This window comes from Mucilaginibacter sp. PAMC 26640, from assembly GCA_001596135.1.
GTDB lineage: Bacteria > Bacteroidota > Bacteroidia > Sphingobacteriales > Sphingobacteriaceae > Mucilaginibacter.
In genome coordinates this window covers 3,347,441-3,360,661 of record CP014773.1, presented here as the reverse complement: position 1 = coordinate 3,360,661, position 13,221 = coordinate 3,347,441, and the positions used below count along the sequence as shown (strand labels likewise).

The following is a 13,221-nucleotide window of genomic DNA, read 5'->3' as shown; positions in this document are numbered from 1 at the left end:
GGCGCTGCGCTGCATACTCGCGACAGTCAAGGGGTTTATTTTTTCTTTTTCGGTTTTGGTGATGGTAATTCCTTGAGGGAAATGCTGACTAGTTCACTCAACCAATCACTGTTTTCAATTTTTTCTTCTATCAGGAAACTTGATTTTGCGCCTTCGTATGGTGGTGCTTCAATCACATCACCAATAAATTCTCGCCCCGAAATGGTCGGTTTTATAAATAATTTGTTGTCGCATATCAGTCCGAATATTTTTCCGTCAGCGTAAATGCCATATTCGCCAAACATTTTTTTAGCGGTTATTTCTCCTGCATTTTTGATTTGGTCGATAGCAAAGTCCACAAAATTTTGATCGGAAGCCATTGGTTAGGTTTTTAGTTGAATTGAGGATTGTAAAATAAGACAATAATATCTATAAATGGTTTTTAACAGTTGGCGTGTTAGCTTTCGGCTGTCTAAGTGTGAACAGGCGGGATACAATGACGGATGCAAGGGTGAAGCCAGAGGATTGAAGCGACGGTGAGACTGATTATTTAGGTTTAGCCTACGCTTGCGCCAGCATGGGGAACGAAGGGAATTTGAATGAGTCTTAGATCTTGTCACAAACACCTGCATTTAAATACCAGAACTTTAGATAGTTAAATGAAGAATGTCCATTCTATACCACTCCGTCACTTTTATCTTCCATAAATTTACAATAGACATCCAATCAATCAAAAGCGGATTTTTATTCAAATAACCATTCATGGAAAACAGGAAAGAGCAGATCAACAAAAGCCGACGGGAGAGTCTTAAAAAAATGGCACTTGTAGGCGCTATTTTAGGATTTGGAGGCGTACCCTCGAACGCAGTGGGAACATCAGTCACAAATATATCGCAGTTAGGGCAACCTTTTTATTTACCGCCCCTTGCGCCGTTGAAGCCCGGGCCGGGTGGTCTGGACATTCGCACTTGGATTAGAAGCTCAAAAACCAACAAGCAATTTTCCTGTGTAGAAGCCGCGGTAGCACCACGGCAAATGGGGCCAGCACCTCACGTGCATGCAGAACTTGATGAACTTATGCTGGTACTGGAAGGTACAGCAACAGTTTGGTTAAATGGTAAAGCGGAAGAAATAATGGCCGGAGGCTGGCACTTCCGGCCCCGGTTGATTGAGCATACTTTTTGGAATGCCTCGGATAAACCACTTCGTTTTATTGATATGTATTTTAACCAAAACTTTGAGGATTTTCTTGAAGAACTGTTTCACCGGATCATTCCTGAAATGCGCAAAAATAATTTGACACCGGCTGATCCGTGTGTTGCCAAACGGACGGCCGAGCTTGATGCACGGTTCGGCATAACGACTTACCCTGAAAAAAGACAACCATTAATAGCGCGATACGGGCTCAATGGCTGATAAATTACTTCACTAATCACGTCAATACCCCCTTAGTAACAGTTTTTGTTAAACACTATTACGGTGCTCAAAAGTTAACCATGAGGTACAAATCCAATCCACCAACAAGTTCACTTCGCGGACTGATATTACCTTTAAGTAGTAAAACCAGGTTATATATCTTTATTGGCGTACTGTTTTTATCTGTACTTTACTTTACGGAGTGGCCACTTATTAGCATAAACAATATTTTTCACAAGCGCATGGCAGAAATGCTATGGCTCATTTTCCCTCATGCTTTATGCGGGATGGCTGCCCTTGTCATCGGGCCTTTACAATTCTCGTCGAGGATGCGCAGAGCTTACCCTGCGCTACACCGCAAGTTGGGAACAATATATGTGTGTGCTGTTTTGCCGGCATCCATATTGGCGATCATTATACAAGAGAAATATCCGGTGCCCGGCAGCGGAATTTACCTCGAATCCGCAGGAGCAGCTCAGGCTGTTCTCTGGTTTTTGACGACAGTGATCGCTTATGTGACCGCTGTTAACCGGCAAATCTCCACACACAAAGTGTGGATGAGCCGAAGTTATGGAATCACCTTGATCTTTGTCTTATCACGGGTGCCGAACCCATTTCCTTTTTACAGCAGAATAACTCCCGATAATTTCAGTATCATTCTTTGGTCATTGATGCTTTTCGCTCTTATTGTTCCGGAATTACTACTGAACTGGAAGGAAATATTCAAGCGAAAAGTTGAAAAGAACCAACAAAAATCAGGCTTGTTAAATTGATTGCCTACAGGCATATTCCATTAATAGCAATAAACCATTATCATGAGAAAAGACAAATTACTGGCCCTGCTTTTATTACCCTTGTTATCATGCACTCAAAATCATGACATCCCTGGCCAAATTTTCAATGACGGAAAAGATTATGCGGAAATGGTGGTCATCCCATCCGGAAGTTTTATGATGGGCGCACCGGCAAATGAGCCAGGAGCTTACCCGGAAGAAATGCCTCAAAGGAAGGTCACAATCCGCCAATTTGCCGTGAGCAAGTTCGATAAAACCCGTGGACAATGGGCGAAGTTCGTATCTGCCACTCACCGGCAAACTACCGCGGGCTGCGCTATTGCAGGCAAAACAGGCATGATCATTGACTCATCCGTTTCGTGGAGAAAAGTAAACTTTCCTCAGGACAACAATCACCCTGTAGTTTGTGTAACCTGGAAGGATGCTATTGATTATGTGCAATGGCTTAGCAGGCAGACCGGCGGAAAATACCGCCTTTTAACAGAGTCAGAATGGGAATATGCCGCGCGGGCAGGAACCGCTACAGCGTATCCATGGGGACCAACTGCAAGTCATGACCATGCTAATTTTGGATCAGACGCCTGCTGCGGTACCGGCCGTATCGCAGGTAGGGATAAATGGCTTGGAACGTCGCCTGCAGGCGCTTTTCCGCCTAATGCCTTCGGCCTTTATGATATGCACGGCAATGTGCTGCAATATGTACAAGATTTTTTAACACCTTCCTACTATGGTGAAGCCTTGGATGGTTCTGCCTATCAAATAAAATCAAAGTTGAAGTTTACCGGGGAACTGGCTTTTATGAACGGTACCGTATCGGATGCATACCGGGTATGCCGGGGTGGCGACTGGGGCGATCCACCAGCGATGATCAGATCTTCGTCCAGGAACTGGGCACCGGCAGTTGGATCAACCATTGCTAATTACAGGAGCAGCGGGCTTGGTTTCCGCATTGCAAAAACGCTTTAAGGCTGTGTGTCGATTTCTAAGTAAGCATCTGACTGGCGGCGGTGCTTGTAATATTGATGGCTTCTTTAAACCATATTTCGATCAGGTTTTGGGCAGGCTCGGTACTTTAAACGGCAATTACGGCCATTGTGTACCAGTAATATGCTGTGTCCGATCGTCATCTTTGATATTAAACTTCTAAAAAATATGAAACGCAGAAAATTTTTAATTACAACCAGTATCATAACCTTATTATTATCGTCTGTACGAAATTTATTTGCAACTTCGACGAGCAGATTAGGCTTTGTATTAAAAAAAGGCAAAAATCGCTTTAACGAGCACACCATGCTTGTAGGCAACAGTCCAATAGATATCAAGTTGTCCGGCAAAGATACCGGTGGGGTATTAACGGTTGGTGAGTACACTGGCTACGTAAAAGGCGGCCCGCCACTTCACATCCACCCTGCGCAGGATGAGGCTTTTTATATCCTTGAGGGCGAGCTTCTTTTTCAGTTGGGCGACAAGCAATTTCACTTATTCCCCGGCGATACCATCTTTATTCCCCGGAATACATCACATGCCCCCGCGCAGTTGAGCGAAAAGGGACGGTATTTATATTTTTTCACCCCAGCCGGAAAAATGGAAGATTTTTTCCGAGCTTTAAGTGCGTTAAAACAAAATGCTACGTCGGCGGAAGCCGTAAGAATATTCGAAAGTCACGACATGAGAATCGTGGGGCCACCATTAGCTATTAAGTAAAATATGCACTCATGTCAACTTACGATTATCGGCTGCCCAGCCCATCATTAGGTGAATATGTCAGGCTCTACCAGATCCTTGGCTGTCATTTCCCGGCCAGCATGGCCGAGTTGCCCATTAAAGCTTACTGGCCAAGGGCAGAAAACTCCCTGTCATTTACACCGCGTGACCCTGAAAGAGTAGAATATGGATTTAATGGTAAACTGATAGATACGCCACGATCAAGAATTAACAGCCAGCATTTAATCGCAACCAACAGGCACGTAGGACGCAATTTCTTCGTGTTTCAAGTGGTTTTTCAGCCGGGAGCTTTATTTAGGCTTACAGGTATCCCCTCATACGAACTAACTAATACTTTGATAGATGCGGAGGCTGTCTTTTCCAAAGAAATTAGACTTGTGAATGAACGGTTGGCCAACACCTTACATCACGAAGAGATGATCGGTGTTGTAGAAGGCTTTTTACATTACCTGGTCGGCAGGTCGAAGAAAGTCGCATTGCCTATCGATAAAGTGAGTCGGTATTTATTAAAAAACCCCAATGCTTCATCACTGGATTGGCTTGCGGGGCAGGCCTGTTTAAGTCAACGACAGTTCTACCGTCAATTTTTAGAACGGGAAGGTATAAGCCCTAAATTATACGGACGGATAGCGCGGTTTGAAAATGCCATGAAGATTAAAAATGCTCAACCCAAAAGAGACTGGTTCAAAATAGCAATAGACCTTGGTTATTATGACTACCAGCACTTAGCGAAAGATTTTAAGGAGTTTACCTGTTTAAGCCCCACAGCATTTGAAAAGTTTAGTGCCAAGGGGCCGGAAAGAACTTTTGGTATTAGAGAAGTTTGAACCGGAGTGCCAAATGCCCTATCATGGTGCAGAAACATCCTGGCGCTATTGTGCAACGCAGACCTGTTGGGCGGCGTACTCGTGCCTAACCAATCAACTCGAAATAGCCGGGATGTTAGAAAAGCCGGAAGCTACCTGCAAAGCAAAGCTCCAAATATTATCGTTTGCCATGTTTGATTAATGTAAACCGTTTGATCCGCTAGTAATGTGGGCGAAATTCATGAATGCGACATGATCTTACCCGGAGCTGCCCACTCGCACAAGTCAAGGGGCGCAAGTGCCATATTAGCTGCAGCCCATTTTATTTCGGGTTTATTTTTTCTCTTGGGGTTTTGGTAATGGTAATTCTTTGAATGCAATGCTGACTAGTTCACTTAACCAATCGCCAATAATATTTACAATTGAGAATTTAATAGATGTCGTTATTAGCTCTCGGGCAATATCGTATGGCTTTTCATTTTTTATCGCTCCTAATTAAAAAAGTCTGTCAAAAGTCTCTTGACCTTTTTCTACACCCCAATAGGAAACTACTTTTTAAATTTTATTCAAAGCAAGACCCGTGGTTAAAGCGCTCAACCTGGCTCTCCTGCCTTAGCTTAAAAATGTAATGATCGCTTCGTTGTTACTTGACGCTTTATGGTAAACTCGCTGTACGGTCACGAAATATTCGTTTAAATAATTAAACGCTTCTTCTCCTTCCTCCCAAATTTCCGGATAAACACCTAATCCAGTCATTTTTAACGGATCAAACCTTTGTTTCAAATCAGCAATGGTAAAATTTGAAATTTGATCGTGGAGATTTTTTACATGTTCAGGCGTCACATAATGGGCGGGCCCATAGCCTAAATCCTGGTCCTCATTAATAACCCGACCGCTAAATAGAACAGCTAAGAGAGGGTGGTCAGCCTCGGCCATGCACTGGCCCGTTAATAAAAATACAATGCCTTCCCAGGCCGTATCAATGTCCGTTAATTTTATATCGTCAATTTCATCGTTATAGATTCGATCTTCCAATAACGAACTGTCTTTTAAGTATTCCTGCAGCTCAGAATTTGTTACCCTAAGTAAATTACCTACCATACTCATGCCTAAAAGTAATCAAATATTTTCTCAAAATATGGGTGGTTTGCTTATAATGTTCCAACCCACACCTAAAAAGCTTAAGCTTAATGGTTTCGCCTGTATGCAATGCTTTGATAAAAACCATAGATCAATACACCGATTTATGCGTAACGCTGAAATTTATTTAAAAACAAATTAATTTTTATTCGCAATAAAGTCTATAGGGCAACTTTAAATTAAAATTTTTACATTTGACCTTTTTTTTCAAATCTATCTATATATATAAAAGCTATATCATAGGTACACCAAAAACAACAGTCATCTCTATTTTATTTATTTCTGATTACTATTTATGATTAAAACTTTACTAATAAGTATCGTCGTCTTCTTTTCATTCTCAAAGATCCATGCACAAGGCATTATGGTTACCGGAAAGGTTACAGACTTGGAAACAAGTGCAATATTACCAGGTGTTTCGGTCCAGGTAAAAGGAACTACTGCCGGCACTATGACAGATGCTGAGGGACGTTATTCAATAAGTGCTCCGTCCAGCGCAAGCATACTGGTATTTTCACAGGTAGGCATGCAGGCTGCAGAGCTAACTATTGGCACACAAACAACAATAAATATTCAATTAACGGCGAGTAATAAGCAGTTGAATGAAGTGGTTGTTAATGCTATCGGCATTGAAACGCAGCGCGATAAATTTGCCTCGTCTGTTTCTACGGTAAAGGGTAAAAGCGTAGCGCAGAGTGGCGAGGCTAATTTGTTATTAGGCCTGAGCAACAAACTTTCAGGCGTTCTGATAACACGGAACGGCGGCGATCCCGGCTCTGGTGGATATATACAGGTACGCGGCCAAAATACCATCAACGGTAACGCACAGCCGCTATTCATTATAGATGGTATGCCAGTAAGCAACGCAAACGATAATTTTGGCGCCGCAGCGGCAAACGGTATTGTTCAGCAATCACGCATCAATGATATCAATCCTGAAGATATCGAAAGCATGGAAGTGCTAAAGGGTGCTTCGGCCGCTGCCCTGTGGGGTACAAGAGCCGCTAATGGCGTTATCATTATTAAAACCAAAGGCGGCAGAAACACTAATGGGAAATTGAACATTACCTATAAATCTACCGTTTCGTTTGACCGGGCTAATAAATTGCCGCCCTTGCAGTCCCTGTACGGGCAAGGGTCGGGTGGCTTTTATAACCAAGGTAATAAGGTGAGCTTTGGAGATTTAATTTCTTCACGCACCGGTGGTGGTGATACTTACATTAATGCGCCCGGCACAGCAGGCTATCAGGGTTTTGTTGCATTTCCGGATGGATCGCAGCGGTATGCCATCGCACCGGGCAGCGCGGGTAACCCACATGGCGGTAAGAACGCTACGGATACCTATAACCATTATAAAGATATATTTCAAACCGGTCATTTTTGGGAGAACAATTTGACCCTGAGTGGCGGCGACAGCAAATCAACATTTTTGATGAGCTATGGCAACCTTACTCAAAATGGAATTACCAAAGCATTCAGCCGTTATGTGCGCAATAACGCCCGTATTAATGCTACGACTAAATTTAATAGCTGGCTGCGGGGATCAGCTAATATCGGATATGCCAACATCAATTCTCTGCGTAATCAAGAAGGTGACAATGTGGACGGGCTCATGCTGGGCGCTACCCGCACTCCAGCTGATTTTGACAAGCGTTATTATACGGGAACCTATACCAGCACTACCGGCGAAGTGTTCCAAAATGCGCACGTATCCTACCGCAATCCTTTAGGTAAAGATTTGGGAACGATCTACGCAAACCCTATCTGGAATCTGTACAATAACCGCAACAGCAGTGATGTAGACCGCATTACCGGAACACTGGAATTAAATGTCACGCCTGCTACCTGGTTGAATATCACCGGACGAACGGGCATTGATAATTTTAGTGATGACCGTACAGAGCGCTTTGCGCGGAACTCAGCCACTTTTCTAAATGGTTACTTGTCTAAAAACCTGCTGATGGAAAATCAGTTCAATACCGATGTATTTGCAAGTGCCAAAAAGACCTGGAGCGACAAGCTTAAGGGTACACTGCTCGCAGGCTTCAACTATAATAACAGGCGCCGCAGCACACGCTCGGATGCTATTACAAATTTAATTGTGCCTACGGCACCAGATATATTAACCAATGCCCTCAATTCGAATTTGATTGCCGGAAACAGCACGTCGTTGATCAGAACCTATGCCTACTATCTGCAAACAGACCTGGAGGCACTGGACATGTTTTACCTTACGCTTACCGGTCGCGATGAAAGCGCATCTACTTTCGGAAACAAAACCAAAAGTAGCTTCTTTTTCCCATCAGCAGCGCTGGCCTGGCAGTTGACCAAGTTAAAGGCCTTTAGCAGGCTTCCCTTTCTTGACTTTGCAAAGCTGCGTTTTACCTGGGGGCAGGTAGGTATACAGCCCCAACCCTACCAAAACTTTACCGTATTTAACCCTGCGGTATACGGGGATACATTTACCCGCGGCCTGGCATCTACCAGCGCACTTTATGGTGGTGGTTACAGCCGAAGCCTTGTTGAAGGTAACGATTATTTAAAACCGGAGCGTAAAACTGAAACCGAACTGGGCCTTGATCTGCGGATGTTTAATAACCGGGTGACTTTCTCGGGTACGGTGTACACCAATAAAACAAAGGATGCCATCCTATCCCTTAACGTACCCAACGAAACTGGTTTTACCGTTCGGAATACCAACGCCGCGGTTCTATCGAATAAGGGTATTGAGCTGGATGCCGGAGCCGATATTATAAATCATAACGCGTTTAAGTGGAATATATCGGCTAACTTTTCAGCCAACCGCAATAAAGTGAACTCTTTGGCCGGCGCCACGGTGTACACCCTACCCGATGCATTTTTGCAACTGGCTTCTCTCATACCTGGTCAGCCTTTCGGTGTATTTTATTCTACCGATTTCCTCAAGGACGGATCGGGCAAGTATGTTCTGGATAAGAATGGATTTCCGCAGCCGGGTATCAGCAATGAAATTGTGGGGAACCCTAATCCAAAATGGCAGGGCGGTTTGGGTACTACATTGTCCTATAAAAAACTGTCGCTGTATGTACTGTTCAGCCGGGTAGCCGGCAATGCCGTATTTAACGGAACCCGCGGTTCGCTATATAGCATAGGTACGCATGGAGATCAGGGGCGTACAACCATTGCGCCTGCTGGCGGTGTGCGCGATGTAAATGGTAGTTTAATTCCGGCAGGCACCTCTTTCCAAGGCTACCTAACTGATTTTGGTGCCGGTCCGGTAGCCATTAATCAGGCATGGTGGCAGGGCCGTGGCTCAGCCAGCAACACCGCATCTTACAAACAGTTTGTGGAAGATGGCAGCGCCACCCGCCTGCGTGAGGTAACGCTTACCTATACCTTAAACTCAACTGGCTTTCAACATTTCACACACCTTTTTGCTGTAGATTTCAGCCTTACAGGAAGGAACCTGGCGCTATGGACAAAGTATACCGGTGTTGACCCGGAAACCAATGTTACCGGCGCTGGTTTGTCGCGCGGGCAGGATTGGTTCAATAACCCCAACACCCGTTCTTTATTATTCTCGATACAAATCAGATATTAATCACATTTAATCTGCCTCCCTGCTGTTATATGAAAACTTTAACTACTATAATGATATTTTGTGCTGCTTTCACCGTTAGCGTGCTAACCAGTTGCAAAAAACTATTTAACAATCCCGACATCGATAGTAATCCCAATGCGGTTACCAATGTCGACCTGCCCACACTGATGGGGGGCACTTTATTGGGTGTGGGCCTGCTGCACGAGGACACTGATGTGCGCATCGCCTCGATGTGGGCCGGAGAACTGAACGGGTTAGCCCGTGCACACTTGGGTTATGCGCAATACATTGTGTCGGCCCAAAACTTTACCTGGAGCCCGTTGTATCCGGTAGCCGGACAGGCACGGCTGATGCAGTTAAAGGCAGACTCTGCGGGGAATGCCTGGGGTAAAGGTATAGGACAGGTGCTGGAGGCCTTAGTGATAGCCAAAGCTACCGACTTATATGGCGATGTGCCCTATAGCCAGGCTTTTGATGCCGCCCGGTACCCTACCCCTGTATTTGATAAACAGTTGAACGTATATGCAGCATTGCAAACTACGCTGGACAATGCGGTTATGAATCTTTCTGCCAACACCGGCTCTGCCTATCCAACCAAAGATTTTATTTACAAAGGAGATGTAAAAAAGTGGAAAGCTGCGGCAAATACGCTAAAATCACGCTTGTACCTGCATACCGGCGATTACGCACAGGCTGTTAAATACGCACAGCAGGGCATCGCCGGAGCGGATGCGGATGCGCTGATACCTCATGGTACAGGTATAGGTGTTGATATTAACCAGAACTATGATTTTTTTGCCGTGTCACGCATCGGCGATGCCGGATTTAATGGCGCTTACTTACCAACCCTCCTGCAATCACGCATCCACTCTGCCAACACTAAAACAGACGAAACGGCGCTATACAATTACTTTTTTAAAACCGGCGTCACTGGCACCGATAACCTTGACGCCAATACGGTTGATGGCGCCTTTGTAGCCAGCGCCCCGCAGCCGCTGCTAACCTATTACGAGAACCAATTGATTTTGGCAGAGGCACAGGCGCGCCTTGGTCAATATAATGATGCTTTGATCGCACTCAATACGGTAAGAGCAAGCCTCAATAGCGGCATATATAACGGCCGTACGTTTGGTAGCACCGGCCGCAGATATGATGCCTATACATTGGCTGATTTTGGCCCTGGCGGATTAGCCAACAACACTAATCCTGTTGACTTGCAGGGAGCCATGCTGTACGAAATTATTTCACAACGGTATATCTGTTTCCTGATGCAGTATGAGGCGTTCAATGATTATCGGCGCTTAGCTACTGCTGTTCCTGTGGTACAGTTGCCAATCCCGCTACATACAGGCACACAAAAACCACAGCGGTTTATCTATCCGCAGGTTGAAATTAATACCAATCCGAATGTGCCCAAACCACTTGCTGACCAATTTACCAAACTTTCCATATTCCCTTAACAGGACAGGAAAATTTAGCTACTGCTTATGAAATTAAACATCCGATTGTCTTCTCTAGCGGAGCGTGTTTCGTTAAGATATTTTACCTTCATAGCCCTTTATTTTGCTGAAGGGCTGCCTATGGGGATTTTATTCATCGGCATACCGGCCTGGATGGCTATGAACAATAAATCCGTCACAGAAATTGGCGCCTTCGATGTAGCCTGCGCCATGCCCTGGACATTTAAGTTCTTTATTGCACCGATGATGGATCGGTATACCTTTCTACCCATGGGCCGCAAGCGGCCCTGGGTAATAATATGCCAAACAGGCTTGTGTTTAAGCTTGCTGGTTATGGCTTCTGTAAAAGACCCATTGAATCATTTATCTTTACTCATAGCCGGCGGGTTTTTGGTATCAATTTTCGGGGCGGCCCAAGATGCCGCAACAGACGGCTTAGCAGTAGATAATATACCTGCAGAGGAACAAGCCCGTGCAAACGCCTTTATGGGCGGCGCTCGGATGATCGGCAGTTCCTTTGCACTGGCGCTAAGCACATGGCTGCTGGAACGTTATAGTTTCTTTATTTCTACAGCCGTTATTGCTTCTATAGTAGGTTTAATTACAATTGTGCCGATTCTTATAAGGGAACATCAGGAGGAGCGGCTATTTCCCTGGTCGGAGGGGAAGGCGAACAAAAGCAATGAGCAAATCCAGATAAACAGCTGGATGGATATGTATCGTTCACTCTACGCTGCATTTAGCCTGAGGAACGCTTTCTTACTTGCACTGCTGCTGTTTCTGTCACAGGGATCCTACAACTACTTCGAAAAGCTGCTACCCATATTTGCTGTTAAAGTTGCCGGATGGACGCATGTATACTATTCAAACGCATTTGCAGTGGCAGACTTAACCGGCGGCGTTGCAGGTATTTTGCTGGGCGGCTGGCTAATTGAGCGTTTCGGTATGAAGCGGATGATTTATATCTATTTCTTTTTTATTGGCGCGCAAACGTTGTTGCTGAGCTTTCTACATCAGTACTGGCACAACACAAATTATTTATATGGCTACATTATCATCTACCGCTGGGTGAACGCGTTTGCCAAGATCGGTGTTTTTGCAATTGCCATGCAATGCTGCTCCAAGCGCGTCTCTGCCAGCCAATTTACGTTCTACATGACCATTGGCGCGGTGGGTTCTATGGTGGGTGCAGCGCTGATCGGCCCTGTAAAAAATAGTTTCAGCTGGGAAATCTCCTTTACGTTTTTCGCTGTGATGATGGTTTTATGCGTACTAAATCTTCGCGTAATTAACATCCCAAAATTGGAACAACAGATAGCAGATTTAGAAGATAACAATTAGCATATTTAACAAAAACTACAATAGGTAATTGTGAGGGTAGAAACACTGTCATCAACTCCTGAAAATTACTTTCGAACTATAGCCTGCAAAAACCACCTGCTCTATATAGCTCGGTATAGCATTGATGCAGTCACACATCATTACCTGATACCAAGCTTATGAATAAGCTTTCGAAAAAAATGGTCAGGAATCAATAAGGATAAAGCGAAAGACTGTTTTTTATCTGATCGTCTGTAGGTTTTTGAAATACAGTGATGTTTTCTGCCTCATCAATTTTTATCAGTCCCATTTTTTCAAATGCTTTCAACCAGCGCATCATCGGCAAAACACCCCATTTTTGTTGATATCGGATAGCGTTTTTAATAATTGACTCAAAGTAATTTAGCGGTGGATCATGCTTATTATGATATTGATGTAGAATGTAATCGCGTACAAAAATCTGCTTAACGCCTACCCGATCAAACATCATGGCAAAATCTGTATCTTCTGCCCCATATCCTAAAAACGATTCATCGAAGCCACCAATTTTTTTAAAAGTTTGCTTTTGGATAGCAAATATCAGCGACCAGAATTTTAAATGTTCAACGGCCTGTCCGGCAGGTATGTGCTCTCTGGCGGGATGGCTCACTGCCTGGCGCTTAAGCGCTGCGTAATTTACTATTTCTGGCACCGCAGGCAGATATAATGGATAGGCAGCAATTATTTTGTCCGCTTGCAAACCTGCCAGTAAATTAGCAAATAACGTAGGCGATACGATGCAATCTACATCTATAAATATGACGTTATCGGTTTGGGTAGCGCCTATCCCCCTATTTCGCGCAGCAGCTAGCGGTAGCTGTGGGGTATCTTCAATAGACTGGATGTTCAAATTTAAACCGGCAGGAGTTGCGATCCTATCCGGTTCGTCCATGCAAACAACCTGTACATCGCAGGGGAGTATTGTTGATGCGCTTATAGATTCAAGAAGATTGGCTAATTGC

11 protein-coding genes are annotated in these 13,221 nt (G+C 44.5%); 8 read left to right on the top strand and 3 right to left on the bottom strand.

The genetic code is table 11. The features are described from left to right. Positions 1-35: 35 nt before the first annotated feature. Entirely contained in the window at positions 36-359 is a 324-nt protein-coding gene (locus A0256_14630; GenBank protein AMR32570.1) for a competence protein TfoX, read from the bottom strand. 436 nt (positions 360-795) lie between these two features. Between A0256_14630 and A0256_14625 the strand changes: the two genes are divergently transcribed. From A0256_14625 to A0256_14605, 5 genes are all read left to right on the top strand, one after another. Further along, positions 796-1,395 (top strand): cupin, encoded by a 600-nt coding sequence (locus A0256_14625; protein ID AMR34558.1) that lies wholly within the window; start codon positions 796-798, stop codon positions 1,393-1,395. Positions 1,396-1,475: 80 nt separating this feature from the next. Continuing rightward, positions 1,476-2,168, top strand: coding sequence for a hypothetical protein (locus A0256_14620; GenBank protein ID AMR32569.1), 693 nt, complete (start codon positions 1,476-1,478; stop codon positions 2,166-2,168). 42 nt (positions 2,169-2,210) lie between these two features. Beyond that, on the top strand, positions 2,211-3,155 hold the full coding sequence (locus A0256_14615; GenBank protein AMR32568.1) for a hypothetical protein: 945 nt from the start codon (positions 2,211-2,213) through the stop codon (positions 3,153-3,155). A gap of 186 nt (positions 3,156-3,341) precedes the next feature. Then, positions 3,342-3,893, top strand: a complete 552-nt coding sequence (locus A0256_14610; GenBank protein ID AMR32567.1) for a hypothetical protein — start codon at positions 3,342-3,344, stop codon at positions 3,891-3,893. An 11-nt stretch (positions 3,894-3,904) separates the two neighbouring features. Continuing rightward, complete coding sequence (locus A0256_14605; protein ID AMR32566.1) at positions 3,905-4,741, top strand: AraC family transcriptional regulator; 837 nt, start codon at positions 3,905-3,907, stop codon at positions 4,739-4,741. A gap of 591 nt (positions 4,742-5,332) precedes the next feature. Here the strand turns inward: A0256_14605 and A0256_14600 are convergent. Beyond that, on the bottom strand, positions 5,333-5,821 hold the full coding sequence (locus A0256_14600) for a hypothetical protein (GenBank protein AMR34557.1): 489 nt from the start codon (positions 5,819-5,821) through the stop codon (positions 5,333-5,335). 334 nt (positions 5,822-6,155) lie between these two features. On the opposite strand from A0256_14600, the gene A0256_14595 reads away from it, so the two are divergent. The 3 genes from A0256_14595 to A0256_14585 all read left to right on the top strand — a co-directional run bounded on the left by A0256_14595 (position 6,156) and on the right by A0256_14585 (position 12,241). Next, positions 6,156-9,440 (top strand): SusC/RagA family TonB-linked outer membrane protein, encoded by a 3,285-nt coding sequence (locus A0256_14595; GenBank protein ID AMR32565.1) that lies wholly within the window; start codon positions 6,156-6,158, stop codon positions 9,438-9,440. Positions 9,441-9,469: 29 nt separating this feature from the next. Continuing rightward, on the top strand, positions 9,470-10,900 hold the full coding sequence (locus A0256_14590; protein ID AMR32564.1) for a hypothetical protein: 1,431 nt from the start codon (positions 9,470-9,472) through the stop codon (positions 10,898-10,900). A gap of 120 nt (positions 10,901-11,020) precedes the next feature. Beyond that, the gene (locus A0256_14585; protein AMR32563.1) at positions 11,021-12,241 is read left to right on the top strand and encodes a hypothetical protein; all 1,221 of its coding nucleotides are present in this window, start codon (positions 11,021-11,023) and stop codon (positions 12,239-12,241) included. Positions 12,242-12,431: 190 nt separating this feature from the next. On the opposite strand, the gene A0256_14580 is transcribed toward A0256_14585, so the two are convergent. Beyond that, positions 12,432-13,151 carry a hypothetical protein gene (locus tag A0256_14580; GenBank protein AMR32562.1) on the bottom strand — a complete coding sequence of 240 codons (720 nt, stop codon included), beginning with the start codon at positions 13,149-13,151 and terminating at the stop codon, positions 12,432-12,434. Between the last annotated feature and the right edge of the window lie 70 nt (positions 13,152-13,221).

What these genes read in the sequence shown, in the direction of transcription:
- A0256_14605 (AMR32566.1), top strand. Translation starts at nt 3,905, where the DNA reads ATGTCAACTTACGATTATCGGCTGCCCAGCCCATCATTAGGTGAATAT.
- A0256_14595 (AMR32565.1), top strand. Translation starts at nt 6,156, where the DNA reads ATGATTAAAACTTTACTAATAAGTATCGTCGTCTTCTTTTCATTCTCA.
- A0256_14625 (AMR34558.1), top strand. Translation starts at nt 796, where the DNA reads ATGGCACTTGTAGGCGCTATTTTAGGATTTGGAGGCGTACCCTCGAAC.
- A0256_14615 (AMR32568.1), top strand. Translation starts at nt 2,211, where the DNA reads ATGAGAAAAGACAAATTACTGGCCCTGCTTTTATTACCCTTGTTATCA.
- A0256_14630 (AMR32570.1), bottom strand. Translation starts at nt 359, where the DNA reads ATGGCTTCCGATCAAAATTTTGTGGACTTTGCTATCGACCAAATCAAA.
- A0256_14590 (AMR32564.1), top strand. Translation starts at nt 9,470, where the DNA reads ATGAAAACTTTAACTACTATAATGATATTTTGTGCTGCTTTCACCGTT.
- A0256_14610 (AMR32567.1), top strand. Translation starts at nt 3,342, where the DNA reads ATGAAACGCAGAAAATTTTTAATTACAACCAGTATCATAACCTTATTA.
- A0256_14585 (AMR32563.1), top strand. Translation starts at nt 11,021, where the DNA reads ATGGGGATTTTATTCATCGGCATACCGGCCTGGATGGCTATGAACAAT.
- A0256_14600 (AMR34557.1), bottom strand. Translation starts at nt 5,821, where the DNA reads ATGGTAGGTAATTTACTTAGGGTAACAAATTCTGAGCTGCAGGAATAC.
- A0256_14580 (AMR32562.1), bottom strand. Translation starts at nt 13,151, where the DNA reads ATGGACGAACCGGATAGGATCGCAACTCCTGCCGGTTTAAATTTGAAC.
- A0256_14620 (AMR32569.1), top strand. Translation starts at nt 1,476, where the DNA reads ATGAGGTACAAATCCAATCCACCAACAAGTTCACTTCGCGGACTGATA.